The sequence below is a fragment of the Streptomyces sp. NPDC058697 genome, assembly GCF_042715345.1.
In the GTDB taxonomy this organism is placed as follows: Bacteria; Actinomycetota; Actinomycetes; order Streptomycetales; family Streptomycetaceae; genus Streptomyces; species Streptomyces liliifuscus.
The window spans coordinates 607,200-629,790 of the sequence record NZ_JBHXSU010000004.1 but is presented as its reverse complement, the minus strand read 5'-3'; the positions used below and the strand labels follow the sequence as shown (position 1 = coordinate 629,790).

At 71.9% G+C, this 22,591-nt stretch carries 10 protein-coding genes and 1 pseudogene; 5 read left to right on the top strand and 6 right to left on the bottom strand.

Annotation, left to right across the window (positions count from 1 at the left end; all coding sequences use genetic code 11):
• Positions 1-6,635, top strand: a 6,635-nt coding sequence (locus ACFWXQ_RS13650) for a type I polyketide synthase (RefSeq protein WP_386268198.1), incomplete at its 5' end; no start/stop codon positions are given.
• A 10-nt stretch (positions 6,636-6,645) separates the two neighbouring features.
• Positions 6,646-13,053 (top strand): annotated as a pseudogene (locus ACFWXQ_RS13645) (type I polyketide synthase); the annotation flags it as partial.
• 107 nt (positions 13,054-13,160) lie between these two features.
• Here the strand turns inward: ACFWXQ_RS13645 and ACFWXQ_RS13640 are convergent.
• A complete protein-coding gene (locus ACFWXQ_RS13640; protein ID WP_383956600.1) occupies positions 13,161-14,069 on the bottom strand; it encodes a DUF2690 domain-containing protein in 909 nt (302 codons plus the stop codon).
• Positions 14,066-14,953: a peptidoglycan-binding protein gene (locus ACFWXQ_RS13635; RefSeq protein ID WP_383956603.1), complete on the bottom strand. Its 888-nt coding sequence runs from the start codon at positions 14,951-14,953 to the stop codon at positions 14,066-14,068. The genes ACFWXQ_RS13640 and ACFWXQ_RS13635 overlap by 4 nt, the downstream gene beginning before the upstream one ends.
• Before the next feature lie 333 nt (positions 14,954-15,286).
• Between ACFWXQ_RS13635 and ACFWXQ_RS13630 the strand changes: the two genes are divergently transcribed.
• The 3 genes from ACFWXQ_RS13630 to ACFWXQ_RS13620 all read left to right on the top strand — a co-directional run bounded on the left by ACFWXQ_RS13630 (position 15,287) and on the right by ACFWXQ_RS13620 (position 18,180).
• Positions 15,287-15,754, top strand: a complete 468-nt coding sequence (locus tag ACFWXQ_RS13630; protein WP_383956606.1) for a peptidoglycan-binding protein — start codon at positions 15,287-15,289, stop codon at positions 15,752-15,754.
• Between the two features lie 150 nt (positions 15,755-15,904).
• Positions 15,905-16,852, top strand: a complete 948-nt coding sequence (locus ACFWXQ_RS13625; RefSeq protein ID WP_383956609.1) for a hypothetical protein — start codon at positions 15,905-15,907, stop codon at positions 16,850-16,852.
• 152 nt (positions 16,853-17,004) lie between these two features.
• Positions 17,005-18,180 (top strand): cytochrome P450, encoded by a 1,176-nt coding sequence (locus ACFWXQ_RS13620; protein ID WP_386268196.1) that lies wholly within the window; start codon positions 17,005-17,007, stop codon positions 18,178-18,180.
• A gap of 36 nt (positions 18,181-18,216) precedes the next feature.
• Here ACFWXQ_RS13620 and ACFWXQ_RS13615 read toward each other — a convergent pair whose 3' ends face one another.
• The 4 genes from ACFWXQ_RS13615 to ACFWXQ_RS13600 all read right to left on the bottom strand — a co-directional run bounded on the left by ACFWXQ_RS13615 (position 18,217) and on the right by ACFWXQ_RS13600 (position 22,573).
• Positions 18,217-18,840, bottom strand: a complete 624-nt coding sequence (locus tag ACFWXQ_RS13615; RefSeq protein WP_383951551.1) for a bifunctional 4-hydroxy-2-oxoglutarate aldolase/2-dehydro-3-deoxy-phosphogluconate aldolase — start codon at positions 18,838-18,840, stop codon at positions 18,217-18,219.
• A 101-nt stretch (positions 18,841-18,941) separates the two neighbouring features.
• The gene (locus tag ACFWXQ_RS13610; protein WP_383951548.1) at positions 18,942-19,958 is read right to left on the bottom strand and encodes a sugar kinase; all 1,017 of its coding nucleotides are present in this window, start codon (positions 19,956-19,958) and stop codon (positions 18,942-18,944) included.
• A gap of 180 nt (positions 19,959-20,138) precedes the next feature.
• A complete protein-coding gene (locus ACFWXQ_RS13605; protein ID WP_383951545.1) occupies positions 20,139-21,182 on the bottom strand; it encodes an L-idonate 5-dehydrogenase in 1,044 nt (347 codons plus the stop codon).
• Positions 21,179-22,573 (bottom strand): MFS transporter, encoded by a 1,395-nt coding sequence (locus ACFWXQ_RS13600; RefSeq protein WP_383951542.1) that lies wholly within the window; start codon positions 22,571-22,573, stop codon positions 21,179-21,181. The genes ACFWXQ_RS13605 and ACFWXQ_RS13600 overlap by 4 nt, the downstream gene beginning before the upstream one ends.
• Positions 22,574-22,591 lie beyond the last annotated feature (18 nt).

Below are 22,591 nucleotides of genomic sequence, written 5' to 3'. Positions count from 1 at the left end.
CGTTGGTTGCCCGGCATCTGGTGGCCGGGCACGGGGTGCGGCAGCTGCTGCTGACCAGCCGCCGCGGCATCGCCGCCCCCGGCGCCACCGAGCTGTTGGCGGAACTGTCCGCACTCGGCGCCACCGTCCGGATCGAAGCCTGCGACGTCGCCGACCGCAACGCACTGGCCGGGCTGTTGGCCGGCATCGACCCCGACCACCCACTGTCCGGTGTGGTGCACACGGCCGGGGTCTTGGACGACGGGATGCTGCCGTCCCTGACCACCGGCCGGCTGGACACCGTACTGCGGCCCAAAGCCGACGCAGCCTGGCACCTGCACGAACTCACCCAGGACATGAACCTGACGGCGTTCGTGCTGTTCTCCTCGATCGCGGGTGTCTTCGGCGGAGCGGGCCAGGCCAACTACGCCGCAGCCAACACCTACCTCGACGCCCTCGCCCACCACCGAGACAGCCTCGGACTACCGGCACACTCACTCGCCTGGGGACCCTGGGAACAGACAGAGGGCATGGCGGGCCGGCTGACCGGACAGGACCGTGCCCGGCTGGCCCGCTCCGGCATCCTGCCCCTTACCGACCAGGAGGGTCTGGCCCTGTTCGACGCGGCCTTGGCGATGCCGGAGTCGGTTGTTGTCCCGGTCCGCCTGGACCCGGCCACCCTGCACACCCGGCGCGACGAAACCCCCACTGTCCTGCACGGCCTGATCAAAGCCCCCACACGGAACACCACCACCAACGCTCACGGCACGTCACTGGCGCGCCGGCTGCACGGCCTGGACGCGGACCAGCAACTGTCCCTGGTCACCGACCTGGTGAGTGTTCAGGTGGCCATGGTGCTGGGCTTCGGCCCGGACACGGTGATCGAACCCGGCCGGGCATTCAACGAAATGGGCTTCGACTCGTTGACCGCGGTCGAGTTCCGCAACGCCCTGACCACCGCCACCGGCCTGCGCCTGCCCGCCACCCTGGTCTTCGACTACCCCACCGTCGCCACCCTCGCCCGCCACCTCCTCACCCACCTCCTCGACACCCCGGTGGGCAGCAGCACCACTGCAGCACCGGTACAGGCAGCCGTTACGGACGAGCCGATGGCGATCGTCGGGATGGCATGCCGCTACCCCGGCGGGGTGAACAGCCCTGAAGAACTGTGGCAGTTGGTCGCCGAGGGCATGGACGGTGTTGCCCCGTTCCCTGTCGACCGGGGCTGGGATCTGGGGCGGCTCTACGACCCCGAGTCCGCACGCCCGGGCACCAGCTACGTCCGCGAAGGCGGATTCCTGGACGGCGCGACCGGCTTCGACCCGGAATTCTTCGGGATCTCCCCACGAGAAGCACGCGAACTGGACCCGCAGCAGCGGCTGCTGCTGGAGGTCTCCTGGGAAGCCCTGGAACGCGCCCGGATCGTGCCCGCCACGCTGAAGGGCACGCCGACCGGGGTGTTCGCCGGGGTGATGTATCACGACTACCCCACCGGAGCCAGCGCGGGCAGCATCATCTCCGGCCGCATCGCCTACACACTGGGACTGGAAGGCCCGGCCCTCACCGTCGACACCGCCTGCTCCTCCTCCCTGGTCAGCCTCCACCTCGCCGCTCAGGCCCTGCGCAACGGTGACTGCAGCCTCGCCCTGGCCGGCGGGGTGACCGTGATGTCCACCCCGGACACGTTCGTCGAGTTCAGCCGCCAGCGGGGCCTGGCCCCCGACGGACGCTGCAAGTCCTTCTCCGAGGACGCCGACGGCACCGGCTGGTCGGAGGGCGTGGGCGTCCTCGTCCTGGAACGGCTCTCCGACGCCCGCCGCAACAACCATCAAGTCCTGGCGGTCATCCGGGGTTCGGCGGTCAATCAGGACGGCGCTTCCAACGGCCTGACCGCCCCCAACGGCCCCGCCCAACAACGCGTCATCCACCAAGCCCTGACGAATTCGGGCCTGACGGCGGCGGATGTGGATGCGGTGGAGGCACACGGCACGGGGACCACGTTGGGTGATCCGATCGAAGCCCAGGCGCTCATCGCCACGTATGGGCAGGACCGGCCGGAGGATCGGCCTTTGTGGCTGGGGTCGTTGAAGTCGAACATCGGGCATGCCCAGGCAGCCGCCGGGGTGGCCGGAGTGATCAAGATGGTCATGGCGATGCATCACGACCTGCTGCCACAAACCCTGCATGTCACCGAAGCGTCCACGCACGTGGACTGGTCGGCCGGGGCGGTCGAGCTGCTCACCCAGGCCCAGCCCTGGCAGCACAACGGCCACCCCCGCCGAGCGGGCGTCTCCGCCTTCGGTATCAGCGGCACCAACGCCCACCTGATCCTCGAAGAAGCCCCCCAGAGTGGGGACGAGGAGCAGCCGGTCCCGCCACAAGCCGACCCCGACGGCGACGCCGGACAAGCTGCGGCTGTTGCGGAGGTACTGCTGCCGCCATTCCTGATCTCGGGTCAGAGCGAGGGGGCGTTGCGCGGCCAAGCCGCGAATCTGCTGTCCCACCTCGAACAGCGGCCTGACCTGGGTCTGCTCGACCTCTCCTACTCGCTGGCCACCACCCGTGCCGCGCTGGAGCACCGGGCAGTGGTCATCACCGCCGACCGTGCCGGACTGCTTCACGGGCTGGGCAAGGTCGCCGAGGGGGAAACAGGGCCGGAGGTCGAGACCGGCTCGGTCCGCCCGGGCAAGCTGGCGTTCATCTGCTCCGGCCAGGGCAGCCAACGCCCCGGCATGGGCCGCGAGCTGTACGACACCTTCCCAGCATTCGCCCGCACCCTGGACGAGGTCACCGAAGAACTCGGCCTGCCCCTGCAGGAAATCATGTGGCCATCAACAGAAGCCGAAGACAACGGCCACCTGGACCGTACAGAGTTCGCACAACCAGCACTCTTCGCACTGGAAGTCGCACTGGGGCGGCTACTGGAGTCATGGGGCATACGGCCCGACTACCTTGCCGGCCACTCCATCGGCGAACTGACCGCCGCACACCTGGCCGGCGTATTCACCCTGCCCGACGCCTGCACCCTGGTCACAGCCCGCGCCCAGCTGATGGGTGCGCTACCCACCGGGGGCGCCATGGTCTCGGTGCGGGCCACCGAGCATGAAGTCGGGTCAGTTCTGGCGGGCTTGGAGCGGGTAGCGATCGCAGCGGTGAACAGCCCCGACGCGGTAGTCATCTCTGGTGAGGAGACGGCAGTGCTGTCAGCCGCAGCCCACTTCAAGCACACCCGGCGGTTGCGGGTGTCCCATGCCTTCCACTCGCCCTTGATGGACCCGATGCTTGCGGCTTTCGGCGAGGTGGCCCAGTCGGTCGCCTTCCACCCGCCGGTGATTCCGCTGGTCTCCAACCTGACCGGTGCTCTCGCGGATCCGAACGACCTGTGCACACCCGACTACTGGACACGCCACGTACGCGAAACCGTCCGCTACCACGACGGCCTGCAAGCCCTGCGCACCGCAGGAACAACCACCCTCCTGGAAATCGGCCCCGACGCCACCCTCACCACCCTCGCCGAACACACCGACCAGGACCAAGACACAATCCCCGCCCTCCGCAGGGACCGGCCCGAGCCCGCTCATCTCCTGCACGCCCTGGGCCACTTGCACACCCGAGGCATCCCCGTCACCTGGCTCGCCCTCTTCAAAGACCAGCCCACCCACCCCATCGACCTGCCCACCTACCCCTTCCAGCACCAGCACTACTGGATCGACGCGGCACAAGACACAGTGAACGTGGAGCAGGCAGGACTGGAGACCGCCGAACACCCGCTACTGAGCGCGGTGGTAGTCGCCGCGGACGAGACCGGCGCGGTTCTCACCAGCCGGCTGTCCACCCGCAGTCACCCCTGGCTGGCCGACCACGCCGTTCACGACGCCGTCCTCTTCCCCGGTACTGGTTTTGTCGAACTCGCTGTCCGCGCCGGGGACACAGTCGGCCTCCCCACCCTGGAAGAACTCACCCACGAGGCACCTCTCGTCCTGCCGTCGGACACGGCGGTCACCCTCCAGGTCATCGTCCGGCGCGACCCCGGCACCGACCGCGCCGCCCTGGAGATCTACGCCCGCCCGGACAACGACCCTGACCCCGCCGCACCCTGGACCCTCCACGCCTCCGGAACCCTCACCGCTACCCCCACAGCCACAGCCACCGCGCCGACCGACAACCTCACCCAATGGCCCCCACCCGGAGCCCACGCCATACCCATCGAAGACCTCTACCCGCACCTGGCCCGCCAGGGCCTCCACTACGGCCCTGCCTTCCAGGGCGTACGCGCGATCTGGTACCGCGACGATGAGGTGTTCGCCGAGGTCGAACTCCCCACCCCGAGTGCCGAGCAGGCCACGAGCTTCGGCCTGCACCCGGCCCTGTTCGACGCAGCCCTGCACGCCTTGGCCGGCGCCAACCACGGTCAGGACCACGGTCAGGACCACAGCCAGCACCACGGTCAGGACGACGACCGGGATGACCGGAACGACGACCGCGACCCCGGCCCGCAAGCCCCCACCGCCCACCTGCCATTCGCCTGGCAGGGTGTGACCCTCCACGCCTCCGGAGCCACCGCCCTGCGCGTCCACCTCCGCCCCACCGGACCGACCACCACCGCCGTCAACCTCGCCGACCCGCACGGAACCCCCGTCGCCTCAGTCACCTCCCTCGCCACCCGCCCCGCCCCATCCACCCCCCACACCGCCAACCACCTCGCCCACTCCACCCACCCCACCCACCACGCCCTCTTCCACCTGGACTGGACACCGGCACCCACACCCCCGGCCACAACCACGCCAGCCACCTCAACCCCCAGCGCCACCTCTACCCCCACCCCCACCTCCGCAGCCCAGGAAGTCACCCTCCACCACGTCACAGCCGACGGCCCCGACATGACCACCCGAGTCCGGTCCGCACTGCACACAACCCTCCACGCCCTCCGCACCCTGCAGTCCTCGGCCGGGCACGAACACACCACTTCCGACCGAACCCCCATCGCGCTGATCACCCACAACGCGGTGTCCGTGACCGACACGGACCCGCCCACCGACCCGGCCGCGGCGGCAGTGTGGGGTCTGGTCCGCTCCGCCCAGGCCGAAACACCCGGCCACCACCTCCTCATCGACACCGACGACCATCCCGACTCCCACACCGCCCTGCCCAGCGCCGCCGCCCTCGCCCTGGCCACCGGCGAACACCAACTCGCCCTCCGCGCGGGGCAGATCACAGTCCCCCGCCTCATCCACACCCAAGCTCAGCCCGAGCCAGAGCCAGCGCCCCAGCCCCAGGCCGGCGACGTACCCACCCCCTGGGACCCACACGGCACGGTCCTCATCACCGGCGGCACCGGCGGTCTTGGCGCCCTGGTCGCCCGGCACCTCATCGCCCGGCACGGCATCCGGCACCTCCTCCTGATCAGCCGCAGCGGCATGACCGCCCCCGGCGCCGCCGACCTCCTCGGCGAGCTGTCCGAACTCGGCACCCAGGTGCGTATAGAGGCATGCGACGTCGCCGACCGTGACGCGCTGGCCGCCCTCCTGGCGGGCATCGATCCCGAGCACCCCCTCAAGGCAGTCGTGCATACGGCCGGAGTCGCGGCCAACGGGATGATCGAAACGCTGACCGAGGAGCAGATCGAGTACGTGCTGCGGCCCAAGGTGGACGGGGCGTGGCATCTGCACGAGCTGACCCGGGAGTTGGACCTGACGGCATTCGTGCTGTTCTCCTCGTCGTCCAGCGTGATGGACGGCCCTGGGCAGGGAAACTACGCGGCGGCCAACCTCTTCCTCTCCGCGCTGGCCGAGCACCGGGTTGCTCAGGGACTGCCCGCCCAGTCCCTGGCCTGGGGGTTGTGGGGCGACGGACACGGGATGGTTCAGGGGCTGTCCGACAGGGACCGGGAACGGATCCGGCGATGGGGCATGCGGGAGATGTCGGCCGTCGATGGTCTGGCCCTGCTGGATCTCGCCACCCGTGTCCCGCTGCCCGTGCTGCTCCTGGCCCGGTTGGATCCGGTGGCGATCGGTGACAGGGCCGAAGGTGTGCCCGCGGTGCTGCGGGCCATCGCACGGCCGACGGTGCGGCGGGCCGTGGCCGGCGGAGCGTTCGCGCAGGCCGGCCCGGCGTTGGCGGAGCGGCTGGCCGGGCTGTCTCGGGCCGAGGGCGAGCGGGCCGTACTCGATCTGGTGCGTACCCATGTGGCGGCCGTGCTCGGCTACGGCTCGGCGGAGGCCATCGCGCCGGACCGGGCCTTCCAGGAGATGGGCTTCGACTCCCTGGGCGCGGTCGAACTCCGCAACCGGCTCAAGGCGGCCACGGGCATCCCGGTCCGGTCCACCGCCGTCTTCGACTTCCCCACCCCGTACGCCCTCGCCGAATCCCTGCACGCCGAGCTCGCCCCCGAAGGCGGGGACGACGGTTTGGCGGCCCGGGACGAGGAGCGCGTGCGCAGGGCGCTGCAGGCCATTCCGCTCCGGCGGCTCCGGGACGCCGGTCTGATGGCAGGGCTGCTCGAACTCGCCGGTCTCGGCGGGGACGAGGCCCGGGTACCGGGCGAGGACGGTCCGGAGCGGGCCGAAGTGGCCGACATCGACGCGATGGACGCCGACAGCCTCATCAGCATGGCGCTGGGTGGCTCCGACAGCAGTGACTCCCCCCAGGAGGTATGACGTCGTGACGGCCGACGAACAGAAACTTCTCGCGGCGCTCCGCTCCTCGGTGAAGGAGACCGAACGGCTGCGGGAGCAGGTCAGGAAGCTGTCCTCGGACCCGGTCGAACCGATCGCGATCGTGGGCATCGGCTGCCGCTATCCGGGCGGGGTGCAAGGGCCGGACGATCTCTGGAGGCTGGTTGCCGAAGGGGCCGACGGCATCTCGGAGTTCCCGCACGACCGCGGCTGGGACGTCGAGCGCCTGTACGACCCGAAGTTGTCCCGGCCCGGGACCAGTTATGTCCGCGAGGGCGGATTCCTTTACGGGGCGGGGGAGTTCGACCCGGACTTCTTCGGCATCAGCCCGCGCGAGGCACAGGGGATGGACCCGCAGCAGCGGCTGCTGCTGGAGACCTGCTGGGAGGCGCTGGAACACGCCGGTATCCCGCCGGGCACGCTGAGGCGCAGCCCGACCGGTGTCTTCGCCGGGATGATGTACCACGACTACCCGACCGGGGCGACCGCGGGCAGCATCGTCTCGGGACGGGTCTCCTACACCTTCGGCCTGGAGGGGCCCTCGGTCACCGTGGACACGGCCTGCTCCTCCTCGCTGGTGAGTCTGCACCTGGCCTGCCAGGCACTGCGGCAGAAGGAGTGCACGCTGGCTCTCGCCGGCGGTGTGGCGGTGATGTCCACGCCGGACATGTTCGTGGAGTTCAGCCGACAGGGCGCCCTGTCACCGGACGGCCGCTGCCGGTCGTTCGCCGCGGATGCCGACGGCACCGGCTGGTCCGAGGGCGTCGGCATGCTCGTACTGGAACGGTTGTCGGACGCCCGGCGCAACGGCCACCGGACACTGGCCGTCATGCGGGGCTCGGCGGTCAACCAGGACGGCGCCTCCAACGGCCTGACCGCCCCCAACGGCCCCTCGCAGGAACGGGTGATCCGGCAGGCCCTGGCGAACGCCCGGGTCTCCGCCGACCAGGTGGACGCGGTGGAGGCGCACGGCACCGGCACCACCCTCGGCGACCCGATCGAGGCCCAGGCGCTGCTGGCCACGTACGGGCAACAGCGGCCCGAGGGACGGCCGTTGTGGCTGGGTTCGCTGAAGTCGAACATCGGGCACACCCAGGCGGCGGCCGGGGTGGCCGGTGTGATCAAGATGGTCATGGCGATGCGGCACGGCGTGCTGCCCAGGACCCTGAACGTCGCCGAACGCTCCTCGCACGTGGACTGGTCGACCGGGTCGGTGGACCTGCTCACCGAGGCGCGCGAGTGGCGGCGCGACGGTCACCCGCGGCGGGCCGGTGTCTCCTCCTTCGGAATCAGCGGCACCAATGCCCACGTCATCCTGGAAGAGGCACCCGAGCCCAGGCCCGGGAACACGGGGGCCACCGAGCCGGCCACCGAGCCGGCCACCGAGCGGGACACTGCGCGGGACACCGAGCAGGACCAGCAGCCGGGGGGCGCCCTGTCGGCCGTCCCCTGGGTGTTGTCCGCCCGTGGTGAGCAGGCCCTGCGGGAGCAGGCCGCCCGGCTCGCGGCGCACGTCACCGAGCACGAGCTCGAACCGGCGGATGTGGGGTACTCCCTGGCCACCACCCGTGCGCTGCACGACCATCGGGCCGTGGTCATCGGCGAGGACACCGCCGAACTGCTGCGCGGCCTCGCGGCGGTCGCCGCCGGTGCACAGGCCGGACATGTGGCCACGGGTGTGGCCGGCCGCGCCGGCAGGCGGGTGTTCGTGTTCCCCGGCCAGGGATCGCAGTGGGTGGGGATGGGCCAGGAACTGGCGGCCGCGTCCCCGGTGTTCGCGGAGCGGCTCGCCGAGTGCGGGCGGGCGCTGGAACCGTGGGTCGACTGGTCGCTGGAGGAAGTGCTCGGTGATCCGGTGGCGTTGGAGCGGGTGGACATCATCCAGCCGGTCCTGTGGGCGGTGATGGTGGCCCTGGCCGGGCTGTGGCGCGCCTACGGCGTCGAGCCGGACGCGGTTGTGGGCCACTCCCAGGGAGAGATCGCCGCCGCCTGCGTGGCCGGGGCGTTGTCGCTGGAGGACGGGGCCCGCGTGGTGGCGTTGCGCAGCCAGGCCATTCCCCGGCTGTCCGGCCAGGGCGGCATGGTGTCGGTGGCCGCCTCCGCCGCCGAGGTGGAGCGGCTGCTGGCCAAGTGGGAGGACCGGGTGGGGATCGCGGCGGTGAACGGCCCCGCCTCCACGGTGGTGTCCGGTGACCCCGACGCGCTCGCAGAGTTCATGGTGCTGTGCCACGACCAGGACGTGCGGTCACGACGTATCGCGGTCGACTACGCCTCGCACGGCCCTCAGGTCGAGGCCCTGCGCGAAACCCTCCTCGAGTGCCTGGCGGGCATCACGCCCAAACAGGGTGACGTGCCGTTCCACTCCACCGTCACCGGCGGACCGATGGCGGACACCACGGGCCTGGATGCCGGGTACTGGTACACCAACCTGCGGCGGCCCGTGCGGTTCGAGTCGGTGGTCCGAGGGCTGCTGGAGGAGGGCCACGGCGTGTTCGTCGAGATCAGCCCCCATCCGGTGCTCACGGTCGGGCTCCAGGAGACCCTCGACGACGCCGAAGAGACGGGCGCGACGGCGGTGGCGATCTCGTCCCTGCAGCGGGACAAGGGCGGGCTGGACCACTTCCTGCTCTCGCTCGGCCAGGCGTGCGTGCACGGTGTCACCCCGGACTGGCAGACGTCCTTCTCCAATACCGCGCGTGTCGTCGAGCTGCCGACCTATCCCTTCCAGCGCCGGCGCTACTGGCTGGACACCCCGGTCTCGTACGGCGCCGATCCCGCCCGCCTCGGGCAACTCCCCGTCGGACACCCGCTGCTCGGCGCGGCCGTCGCCCTTCCCGGCAGCGGCGGCCTTGTCCTCACCGGCCGGCTCTCCCTCGACAGCCACCCCTGGCTCGCCGACCACCTGCTGCACGACATCGTGCTGTTCCCCGCGACCGGCTTCCTGGAACTGGTGATGTGCGCTGCGGACCGGGCCGACTGCGGCGTGGTCGACGAACTGACCCTGCGCGCGCCGCTCGTCGTACCGGAACGCGGTGGCGTCGCGGTGCAGGTGACCGTGGACGCACCCGACGGCGAAGGGCGCCGCGAGGTACGGGTCCACTCGCGGACCGAGACCTCGGCGGACGAGGACGGCACGACCTGGACCCTGCACGCCGAAGGAACGCTGGGCCCGGAAGCAGGTCCGGATGCAGGTCCGGACGCAGGTAGGGACGCAGGTCCGGACGCCCGCCTGGATGCAGGCTCGGATTCAGGACCAGCGGGAGTTACGGGGCTGGAGACTTGGCCGCCCGAAGGGGCCGACCCGCTGCCCCTCGGCGACTTCTACGGTGAACTCCGCGCGGGCGGGCTGGAGTACGGGCCGGTCTTTCAGGGACTCAGGGCGGCATGGCGCCACGCCGACGCCACGTTCGGCGAGGTCGCTCTGCCCGAGGAGACGGTCGCCGAGGCCGCGGAGTACGGCATCCACCCCGCCCTGCTCGACGCGGCCCTGCAGATCAGCCTGCTGGACGCCGGGGACGGACAGGGGGACGGGCAAGGGGACGGGCAAGGGGACGGACAGGCAGGGGAACCCGCCGTTCCGTTCGCCTGGAGCGGGGTCCGGCTGCACGCCACCGGCGCCTCGATGCTGCGGGTGAAGGTCACGGCGACCGGCTCGGGTCTGCGGCTGACCGCGGCCGATGCCACCGGTGCCCCGGTGGCCACCGTCGAGTCGCTGGTCGCCCGCCCGGTCACCGCCGAGCAGATCAGGGCCCTCGGGCCGCAGCGCAGCCGGCCGCTGCTCCGGGTGGCGTGGCTGCCGATGGCCGGTGCGTCCGTGGCCGCCACCGCCGCGGGTGAGGAGCCGGCCGTCCACCGGGTAGTCGCCGAGGGGACCGACGTGCCTGCCCGGGTCCGGTCGGCGGTGCTCGGCGTACTCGACGCGCTGCGCTCCCGGGCCGGGGACGATCCACCCCAGGACTCACCCTTGGTGGTGGTGACGCGCGGCGCGGCCTCGGTGGCTGGCGAGGAGATCACCGACCTGGCGGGCTCGGCGGTGTGGGGCCTGGTGCGGTCGGCGCAGGCGGACTTGCCCGGTCGCTACTTGCTGGCGGACCTGGACGACAGCGCGGAATCCGAGGCAGCTCTGTCCTCCGCTGTCGCCCAGGCCGTCGCCTCCGGCGAAACCCAACTGGCCGTGCGAGCAGGCCGGATCAGCGTGCCGCGCCTGACGCGGCCGGATGCCGCCCCCGCCGGGGAGACACCCTGGAACACCGACGGGACGGTACTCATCACCGGGGCCGCCGGGGCCGCCGGGGCCGCCGGGGCCGCCAGGGCGGCTGGAGCGGCCGGAGCGGCCGAAGCGGCCGGAGCCGCTGAAACGACCGGGACGACCGGAGCCACCGGACCCGCCGGAGCTACCGGACCCGCCGGAGCGGCCGGACCCGCCGGAGCCGCCGGGTCGACCGGAACCCCCGGAACCCCCGGGACCATCGGCACCCCCGCGACCACCGGAGGTCAACGTGCCCAACTGGCCCGGCACCTCGTGACAGAGAACGGCGTCCGTCATCTGCTGCTGGCCGGGCACGACGGTACGGCGGCCGGAGAGGTCGTCGAACTGGCCGCGGAGCTGGCCGATCTGGGCGCCGAGGTCCGGGTCGAGGAGTGCGACCTCACCGACCGGGAGTCGGTCGCAGCGCTGCTGGCCACCGTCGGCGACGACCACCCGCTGACCGGGGTCGTCCACACCGTGGCCGGCACGGCGAGCGACGCGATCGGCACGTTGCCCGCGTTGACCGCCGAGCAGATCGAGGACGCGCTGCGGACCCACGCGGACACGGCCTGGCACCTGCACGAGCTGACTCGTGAGCTGCCGCTGACCGCCTTCGTACTGTTCTCCGGTTCGGCGGCCATGGTGGACGGTCCCGGCCGGGGCAGCGCGGCGGCGGCCGGTCTCTTCCTCTCCGCGCTGGCCGAGCACCGGACCGCCCAGGGCCTGCCCGCCCAGTGCCTGGTCTCGGAGGTGTGGGACGAGAACGACGCGGTGGCCGACACGGCGGGTGACGGCCGACGGGGAGCGCGGGTACTGGCCGGCGCCGAGGGGCCGGCCCTGCTGGACGCGGCTGTCCGCACCGCCCTGCCGGTCGTGGTGGCGCCGCAGTGGGATCCGGTGGCCGTCGGCAGCCGGGCGGAAGGTGTGCCGCCCATGCTGCGGGCGCTGGCCCGGCCCCCGGCGCGGCGGACGGCAGCCGTCGGCGGGCCGATGAGCGACGGCCCGGGGCGGGCCGACCAGTTGTCCGCGCTGCCCGAGGACGAACGCCGGCAGCGCGTCCTGAAACTCGTCCGCGCCCACACCGCCGCCATCCTGGGACACCCGGGGCCGGAGGCCGTGGACCCCGACCGGGCCTTCCTGGAGATGGGGTTCGACTCCGTGGCGGCGCTCGGGCTGCGCAACCGCCTCAAGCCGGACATCGGTCTCACGATCCCGGCCACCGCAGTCTTCGAACACCCCAGCCCACGGGCGCTCACCACTCGGCTGCTGGCCGAACTGGACGGCCGCTCGACCGTCACGGCCACCGACGGGGCAGTCGGTGAGCCCTCGCTCGAATCACCGGCCGCGATGTTCCGGGAAGCGTTCCGGAGCGGGCGGTTGGACCAGGGCGTCGCGCTGCTGCAGGCGGTGGCCGCGCTACGGCCGACGCACACCTCACCGGTCGAGCCGGATACCCTGCCACCGCTGGTGAAGCTGGCGGAAGGCCCGCGGAAGCCCGGCCTGTTCTGCTTCCCCTCACCAGGAGTCGGGGGCGCCCACCAGTTCGCGCGGCTGGCCGCGAACCTGAACGGGACCCTGGACGTGACGGCGGTGCCGTTGCCGGGATACGCCGAGACGGAGAGCCTGCCCGCATCGTTCGGCACGGTGGTCGAGGGCTGCGCGGCACAGATCCGACTGGCGGCCGCCGGCGAACCCTTCGCCCTGGCCGGCTACTCGGCGGGCGGCCTCTTCGCCCACGCCGTGGCCCGCCACCTGGAGGACAGCGGAGCCGGGCCGTCGGCGGTCGTGCTGCTCGACACCTACCACCCGGACACCGAGGGCATGGCCGACCTGCGCAACCAGATGCTCGCGGGCGTCTTCGAACGGGAGGCGGTCTTCGGCCCGTTCAGCAGCGCCCGTCTGTCGGCGCTGATGTGGTACGGCGGGCTGATGGAAGGACACCAGGTCGAGGACATCGCGGCACCTGTGCTGTTCGTCCGGCCCAGGGAATGGGCCGGGCACGCGGAGACGGCGGCCACCGCGGACTGGCGCGCCTCCTGGGACACCGCCCACACCGTCTCCGAGGTCGACGGCAGCCACCTCACCCTCATCGAGGAACAGGCCCCGCAGGCCGCCGAGGCCATCACCGCCTGGCTGGCATCCCTCCACTGACCGGCCAGGAGGCCATACGACCGGACATTGAGTCATGCGACCGGCTATTGGGACCTGCGCGACCGGCCATGAGGCCATCGCCGCGGACGAGTAGCGCAACCTGCCGCTCAGCGGACCTGGCCCTCGAAGCACTCCTCCTCGCCGTCCGACGCCGGACGGAAGCAGGCCCGTACGAGAGTGCCGGTGCGGGTGGTGGTCATCGGGGTGTAGACGTACGCCGCCGCGTCGGCCTCGTCCTTGACCTCGACCTTGGCGGAGCGTGGGCGGCCGTCCGCGGTCACCTCCAGCCGGTCGCCGATCCGCGTTCCCCACATCCGGGCCCAACTGGCCCCGCACGTCTCGCTGTGGCGCAGTTCCAGCATCGCTCCCGAGGCGGTGCGGTACGAGGCGAGGGTCTGCGGCCCGACCCCGCACTTCATGTCCATCGGGCTCCTGCCCTCGCACGCCGCTCCCCGGCAGCGGGGCCCGGTGGCGGACGGGGACGGGGAAGCGGAGGAGGACGAGCGTGGCGCGTCCTGGCCCAGGACGAGGAAGAGAGTGATGGCCACACCGCCGACGACGACGGCACACACCGAGGCGAGCACCGCCACGGCCGCACCCCTGTGTCCGGCGCGCGTCTCATCCCGCGAAGCCGGAGCGGACCGCTCGGACCGCGAAGCCGGAGCGGACCGCTCGGACGGGACCGGTTCCGGAGCTGTCATCGGCGCCTCTGCGGGCGCCTCCGCGGGCGTGTCCGTAGGCCGTGCCTGTGCCGCGCGCCCGCTCCACTCCGACTCCGCGATCTCCCACAGCGCCAGACATCGCCCCTCCGGTTCGGAGGCGAGCCGGCACAGTTCCCGCACCGCGTCGCGCGGCGGCACGCTCTTGCCGTTGAGATAGCGCTCCCAGGACGACTTGCTGAACGCGGTCCGTTCCGCCAGGCCGACCATGCTCAGGCCCGTGCGTGTCCGCAGGTCCCGCAGCGCGGCCGCCAGTCGTGCACGTTCCGGCGACGGCGACGGCGTCGTGCGCGTCATCGCCGTAGGGCTCCCCAGGTGTGCCGGCCGATGATGCCGTCCACGACGAGGCCCGCCCGCTTCTGCAACTGCTCGACCGCGCTCTTGGTGTGCGGACCGAAGATTCCGTCGACGACCCCCGGGGCGAAGCCCGCCCTGCGCAGCAGACACTGTGCCTCGGCCACCTCCGGACCGGCGAGGCCCTCCGCCAGGACGGCGTCCTGGGTACGGCTGTTGCCCGCGTACCAGCGGCCCTCGATCCGCTCCACCTCGCAGGCGTACGTACGCGGCCCCGAAGGTGACGGCGACGGCGACACGGACGAGGTGGCCGAGCCGAGAGGGGTTGCCGACGCCCTGCTGTCGCCGTCCGAGAGCCGCACGGCCAGCAGGACCGCCGAGGAGACGGCCAGCACCACCGCCACGGACCCCGCCACCAGCGCGACGCGCAGCGAACGCCCGTGCCGCGTCTCCTCGTTGGGGGCCGACAGGTTGTACGGCCCGGTGTCGTCGGCTCCGCCTGCCCGAAGCGCGCCGGCCACCTCAACCGTGTGAGCCGAGCCGGTCGAGCCGGTCGCGCCAGTTGCCTCGGACGCTTCGGACGCTTCGGGTGATCCCGGTGTCGACGTGCCCGCGCGTCCCTCTCCCCAGGCCTCGGCGGCGACCTCGTGCAACGCGAGCAGCCGGGTCGGATCGTCACCGCCGATCCGTGCCATCGCCTCGACGGCCTCCCGGGGCGGCAGCGACCGCCCGCCCAGGTACCGCTCCCACGAAGACGTGCTGTACCCCGTCTTCGCCGCCAACTGCCGCAGGCTCAGGCCGCTGTGGTCCTTGAGCCGGCGTAGACGCACCACCAACTGCCGTACACGCGGATCGAGTTCTCCGGGCAGCACTTTCCAACGCGACATGTTCCCCCCACTCGCGTTCGCGGACCGTGGTCAGCGGTCCAATTTCCCGCGCATTCTGCATCAGCTTTCACGATGTGCCCCATACACCGGTTCCGCCTCCGTACCGAATCGGCCACCCTCCGCCGCGGCGGCTCCGCCGGAACCGTCCCGCGGGATCGTCCCGGCGAATGATGTCCTCGCAGGTCAGCGAGTGGGACGTCCCGCGATGACGTCACTTTCCCGGCGACCGTGGCGCAGCACACGGCCTGCCACACAGTCTGATTGCCGAGCCGACCACATGGTCGGCCCCGCCCACAGAGGGCACAGAGGGACCGAAGCATCGGAGGGGAAAGTATGCGAGCTCTGACGAGGACGATCGTCAGTGTCACCGCCGCCGTCGGGATCGCCGCGGGGGGCCTGGCGGGCTCGGGCGCCGCCTTCGCGGACTCCGCACCGGCCGTGAAGCCGGCGGTGAGCGCCCAGGACGTCACCATCCTTGCGACGAACAACCTCGGCCTGAGCACCCAGCAGGCCAAGAACATGCAGTGCTTCCTGAGGATCTCTCCGTCCAGCTACACCGGCGCCATCGACGGACTGCTGGGCACCAACAGCTGGAAGGCGTACCAGCGCTGGCTCAAGGAGTACTGGGGCTACACCGGGGCCATTGACGGCATCGTCGGCCCCAACACGATCAAGGCGCTGCAGCGCAAGCTCGCCTTCAACTGGGGCTACACGGGCGCCATCGACGGGATCGCCGGATCGGGCACCCAGGCCGCGTTCAAGCGGCTCGCCAACGACAACAGCGTCTTCTTCCCCTGCTGACGCCGAGTCGGATCGTCGCCATGTGAGGAACCGCGGTCTGTCCTCTCACGGGGGAGGGGACAGACCGCTTCTCGTTGTCAGTGGCGGTTGTTACAACTGTGGTGCGGGTGTCCACCGGGGGCGCCCAACACTGCAGAGGGGGATGCATCCGTGCGTAGACGCACTGGATGGCGACGCGTTCTGACCGGCGCGTTGACGAGCCTGGCCGCGACGGTCGGGTTGGGCACAGCACTGGCCCAGCCCGCCGTGGCGGTCACCGGAACACCGGCGGCGGTCACCGAGTACAGCCACACCAGCCAGGCCGGTGACTACATCGGCCAGGGCGTCGGCGCCGCCTACACACCGGCGACCGCGACGATCACGGCCGGCGGCACCGCGGAGTACGTGCGGTTCCGTGTCTCCACGGACACCACCTGGTGGGACGTAGACCTCGCCGCCCCGGCGGGGGAGGAACTGCGTCCCGGTGTCTACCGCGACGCCGAGCGGGCCGCCTTCCGCACCGGCCGCTCCCCGGGCCTCGACGTCTCCGGCGACGGCCGCGGGTGCAACGAGGTGTTCGGCCAGTTCTCGGTCGACCAGCTGGAGACGGACGCCTCGGGCGCGATAACCGTCCTGGACGCCAACTACACCCAGCACTGCGAGTCCGCCGACGCCCCCGCGCTCAAGGGCGTCGTCAAGTATCAGGCGTATCCGCTGTCGTACTCCTACACCAGCGACGCCGGTGACTACATAGGCCAGGGCCTGAGCCAGGCCCACACCGGTGCCACCAGCACGTTCTCCCTCTCCGGCGGAGCTGACGGGATCCGGTACGGCGTCTCGGGCAAGCGCGAGTACTGGAGCGCGTCCCTCGCCCCGCCCACCGGCGAGCAGTTCGAGGCAGGGCGCACCTACCAGGCCGAACGCAGCGCCGCCGAGGGGGTTGCGGGGCTCGACATGGACGGCAACGGACGCGGCTGCAACACGATCACCGGAGAGCTGACGGTGACCGGACTCGCGCTCAACGACGACGGCACCATCAAGGCGTTCGCGGGGACCTTCGTCCAGCACTGCGAAGGCGGGGAGGCGGCACTGAGGGGCACGATCCACTACTACGCCTGACGTCGGCCGGGGACCCGACCTCTACGACGGTCCGTCCCCCCCCGTGACTGCGTCTGACCTCGCGGACGGTGTGCGGGGGCCGATCCCGGCCCCCGCGCTCAGCGGTTAGCCTTGGCTATGATCGGTTTTCCTGTACTCGGCCGGGCCACGCGATGAGCGTCGCCGACTCCTTCCCGCTCGGGACCGCGACCACGCTCGCCGAACTCGCCCGGGATCCGCACCCGCGACTGGCGCAACTGCGTGAGCGCGAACCCGTGTCGTGGCTTCCCGAACTGGACGGCTGGCTGGTGACCCGGCGCGACCTCGCGATGAGCGTGATGCGGGACGCGTCGACCTTCACCGTCGACGACCCCCGGTTCTCCACCGCGCAGGTCGTCGGGCCGAGCATGCTGTCGCTGGACGGCGACGAGCACACGCGTCACCGCGAGCCCTTCAACCAGCCCTTCCGCCCGCGCGAGGTCCGTGACGGCTTCGCCTCGTTCATCGAGCGGGAGACCGAGCGGCTCATCACCGGACTGGAACCGACCGGTGCCGTCGACCTGCGACGCGCCTTCGCCGGCCCGCTCGCGGTCGCCGTCGTCACCGAGGCGCTCGGACTGGTGGGCACCGACGCGGACACAGTGCTCGCCTGGTACGACGCCATCGTGCGCTCGGTCTCCGACATCACCGCCGGACATGAGGCGGCGCCCGCGGGCGCCGCGGCGTACGCGCGGCTGCGGGCCGCGGTGGAAGCCACCGTCGAGGACCGGAGCACGTCGTCGCTCCTCGTCTCCGCGGCCGGACGGCTGTCGGTGCCCGAAGTGGCCTCCAACGCCGCGGTCCTGATGTTCGGAGGCATCGAGACCACCGAGGGGATGATCACCAACGCGCTGCTGCATCTGCTGCGCCACCCAGACCAACTCGCCCTGGTCCGGGCCGACTTCGGCCTCCTGGACGGTGCCATCGAGGAATCGCTGCGCCTCGAACCCGGGGCGGCGGTCGTGGACCGCTACGCCACCTGCGACACCGTCCTCGGCCCGGCCTCGATACGCAAGGGCGACCTGGTCACCGTCTCCCTGACGGGCGCCAACCGCGACCCGGCCGTCTTCCCCGACCCCGACCGCTTCGACGTCCGCCGCGAGAACGCACGCCTCCAACTGGCCTTCGCCCACGGCCCGCACTACTGCCTCGCCGCACACCTGGCCCGCCTGGAGACCCGGATCGCGCTCCAGCGGCTGCTCGAACGCCTCCCGGCCCTGCGGCTCGACCCGGAGCACCCCACCGCTCCGTACGGTCTGGTGTTCCGCAAGCCGCTCACCCTGCATGTGCTGTGGGACAGCCCCGCCTGAGGCTGCTCGCCCGAGGCTGCCCCGGCCGTCATCGGCTCATCGACAGGAGTCCGTGAAGGCGCGGGCCCGTCGGGTGATCTCCGGCCAGTCCCCGGCGGCCACCAGGGAGGGCGGTACGACGTTGGAACCGGCGCACACCGCACGTGCCCCGGCGGCGAGGAAGGCGGCCGCGTTGTCCTCGTTGACGCCACCCGAGGCCACCAGCGGAACGTCCGGGAACGGGCCGGCCAGATCCCGGAGGTAACCGGGGCCGAAGGCGCGCGCGGGGAAGATCTTCACCGCGTCGGCGCCGAGGTCGAGCGCCAGCCCGACCTCCGTCGGGGAGAGGGCGCCGAGCACGACCGGCACTCCGGCCGCCGACGCCGCCTTCGCCACCTCCGGGCGGCAACCGGGGGTGACGAGATACCGGGCGCCCGCGTCGATCAGTTCCTCGGCCTGTTCGCCGGTCATCACCGTGCCCGCGCCGATGCCGTCCCCGTCGTCGGCCACCGCCCGTCGCAGATGCGCGGCGAGTCCGGGCGTGGTGCGGGTGAACTCGATCCAGCGGATGCCACCGGCGCGCAAGGCCGCGCACAATGCCGCCGCGTCGGGTATCTCCGGTGCGCGGACGACGGCGATCACGCGGTCCCTCGACAGCTGGGAGAGGAAGTCGGCGGTCATGGGCGGGAGTTCTCCTTCGACGGGGCCCGATTCGGTACTGCCCGACTCGGTCTGGTGCGCGGCGTTTCCTCAGCAGGTGGTTCTCTCGGCGGGCGGTTCTCTCAACGGGGTGCCGTGGCGGCCCAGGCATCGTCGTCCAGGGCGAGGCACCGGTCGGTCTCGGCGCGCGTCGGCATGACGGGCACGTCGTCCCTGGTCCGCAGCGCGGCGGCGGCAGCCAGATGGCCGAGGCGCAGCCGCGAGCGTTCGTCGCGGTCCTCCAGGACACCGGCCAGGTAGCCGGCCGCGAACGCGTCGCCCGCGCCGACCGGTTCGACCACCTTGGTGGGCAGCGAGGGCACGAACGTCCGCACCCCGTCGGCGTACGAGGTCGCTCCGTGTTCGGCGTCCTTGACGACCACGACGGGCGCGGGAGCGAGCAGGGCCGCGATGTCGTCCGGGCGGGCGGTGCCCCACAACTCCTCGGCCTCGTCCCGTCCCACGAACACGATGTCAGCGGCGCGGGCGAGGGGCAGCAGGCTCTGCGCGGCGTCCGTACCGCGGTCGCGCCAGAGCGCGGGACGGTGGTTCACGTCGAAGGAGACGACCGGACCACGTGCGGCAAGGCCCTCCCGGCCGAGGAGCAGCGCCTCCAGCAGGCGGGCGCAGCTGTCGGAGACGGCCGCGGCCACGCCCGACAGGTGCACGATCCGGGCCCGGCGGAGTACGGGCCGCCCGGCCAGCTCCGGCCCCATCCGGGACGCGGCCGATCCGCCGCGGTAGTAGTGCGTACGGGTGCGGTCCGGGCCCGGGTCCTTGAAGTAGACGCCGGTCGGCCGCTCCGGATCGGTCTCCACGGCGCTCACGTCCACGCCCCGCGCGGTGAGTTCGGCGAGGATGCGACGGGCGAACGGATCGTCACCGAGTCGGCTCAGCCAGGCGGCGCGGTGCCCGAGGCCGGCCAGTCCGCAGGCGACGTTGGACTCGGCACCGCCGATGGCCATGCTGAGCGCGGGCTGCTCGGCGAGGGGGCGGGCGTCAGGCGGGCTGAGCACGGCCATCGTCTCGCCGACGCACACGACGTCGGCCACCGGCTCCTGGCTGTCGGCGGCGGCGGGGGGAGGGGACGGCAGGGCCACGGGATTCTCCTGGCGACGGTGCGGGATTGCGGACTCGAAGGTGCGGCGGGGGAAGGCGGGAGACAGGCGACGGGCGGGGGCGCGCCGGGGTCGCACGGTGCTGTGAACGAGAGACCCGCAGGCGCCCGGTGCGGCGGGCGGCCCATGCGGGCGGGTCCGTGCACCAGGACCCGCCGCGCCTCACAACACGGTGCCCTCGGTGGCAAGTTGCAGCATCACCTTGCTGCTGCCGCTCCCCGGGTCGGCGGCGACGGCGAGTGCCTCCTCGGCCCGTTCCAGCGGGAAACGGTGGGTGATCAGCGGGGTCACGTCCAGGCCGTCCCGGAGTGCGAGCAGCGCCTCGTCGATCTCCTCGACGAACCGGTACGAGCCGATCCAGGTGATCTCCCGGGTCACCAGATCGCCGAGCGCGGCGGCCACCGCCGTACCGGGCAGGTTGCCCACCTGGACGAGGGTGCCTCCCCGGGCCGTGGCCCGCAGCACAGGACCGAGCGCGGCCGGGGCGCCGGACGCCTCGAAGACCACGTCCACGTCCTCGGGCAGCCGGTCGCCGGCGGACAGGTCGCACGTCTCGTCGGCGCCCATGGCGCGGGCGACGGCGAGGGAAGACTGCGCCAGGTCGGCGGCGACGACCCGGCCCGCTCCCCGGTACCGCGCGGCGGCGACGACCAGGGAGCCGATCGGTCCACAGCCGTTGACCAGGACCGTACGGCCGCGCAGTTCGGGGGCCCGGCCGACGGCGTGCAGGGCGACGGCCAACGGCTCGGCGAGAGCGCCCTGTTCGGTGCCGACGCCGTCAGGCAGCGGCCGGACCTGGGCCGCGGGGACCGCCCGGTACTCGCTGAACCCGCCGTCGGTGTGCGGGTCGAAGGCCGCCGAGCCGAAGTAGCGGACGCGCGGGTAGAGGTTGGTCCGTCCGGCGATCCGCTCGGGAAGGACGCCGTCGCCGACCAGCTGGGCCGGGTGCACGGTCACCGGCTGCCCTTCCCGGAGGCCGGTGACTCCGTTGCCGAGCGCGGCGACCCGGCCCGCGAACTCGTGCCCGAGCACCAGCGGGTGGGTGAGCGCGGCGGTGCCGGACACGCCCTTCTTCCAGTACGCGATGTCGGATCCGCAGATCCCGCCCCACTCCAGGGCCAGCAGCACCTCACCCGCGCCCGGCACCGGCCGGGCCCGCTCGTCGACGCGTACGTCGCCGGGACCGTGCACCACGACCGCCCTCATACGGCGTCCTCCAGCCGGACCAGATCGCGTCCGCGTGTCTCGGGCGCGAGGTACGCGCTGACGAAGGTGATGAGTGAGTAGACGACGAGCATCGCCGCGATGGGCCACCAACTGCCGGTGACGGCCGTGAGCGTGGCCGCGAGGACCGGTCCGATCGCCGTGGCGAGGATGCCGCCGATCTCCTTGGCGAGCGCGAGCTGGGTGAACCGGGTGCGGGAGCCGAAGAGTTCGGCCATCGTGACGCTCTCAAGCGAGAACAGACCGAGGACGCCGACGTTCAGACCGAGGACCATGCCGAGCATCACGCCAGGGGTGGAGCCGGAGGTGATGAGGAGCATCACCGGGAAGGCGAGGACGACGGTCAGAGCTGAGAGCGCGAGGTAGATCACGCGGCGTCCGAAGCGGTCGCCGAGCAGGCCGACCACCGGCACGGTGGCGAAGCCGACCAGTGAGCCGTACACGATCGCGTCGGTCGGTACGGACCGGCCGACCGCCAGGTTGGTGGCGATGTAGCCGACCAGGAACGTCTGCATCAGACCGGAGTTGCCCGCCTGGCCGAAGCGCAGCCCCAGCGCGAGGAAGAACGCCTTGCCCTTGCGCTGGCGGATGCCCGCCGCCAGGACACTGCCCTTGTGCTCGTCGGCCGTGGCGATCACGGACTCGACCTCGTCACGGGCCAGCGCCACCCCGTCCACCACGTCGGGGCGCTCCTCGAAGACCGGGCTCTCCTTGAGGCTGCGTCGAATCCAGACCGCGAAGATCATCAGCACGAAGCTCAGCAGGAAGGGCAACCGCCAGCCCCAGGACAGCAGTTGGTCCTCGCTGAGCACGGCGAGCAGTATGGCCCACAGACCGGAGGCGGCGAGCGTCCCGGAGTTGGTGCCGAGCGACACCAGCGAGGAGATCAGGCCGCGCTTCTGTACGGGCGCGTACTCGGCCAGCATCACGGTCGCCCCGGCGATCTCGGCGCCCGCTCCGAAGCCCTGCACCAGGCGCAGCACGACGAGCAGGATCGGCGCGAGGATGCCGATGGTGGCGTAGGTGGGCAGAGTGCCGATGAGCGTGGTGGAGGCGCCCATCAGCAGGATCGTGAGGAACAGAACCTTCTTGCGGCCTATCCGGTCGCCCATCCGCCCGAAGTAGACGGCGCCGGCGAGCCTGGCGACGTATCCGACGCCGTAGGTGGCCATCGCGGCGATGAGTCCGATGGCCGGGCTGACGTCCGGGAAGAAGATCTTGTTGAAGACGATCGCGGCGGCCAGCGAGTACAGCTGGAAGTCCATGAACTCCATGGCCGTGCCGAGCCAGCCCGAGACGGCGGCCCGGGTCAGATCGCGGGTGCTGCGCTGAGCGGATGGCGTCTGCTGAGCGGCTATGACGCTGTCCTTCATCGTGAACTCCATTGTTCG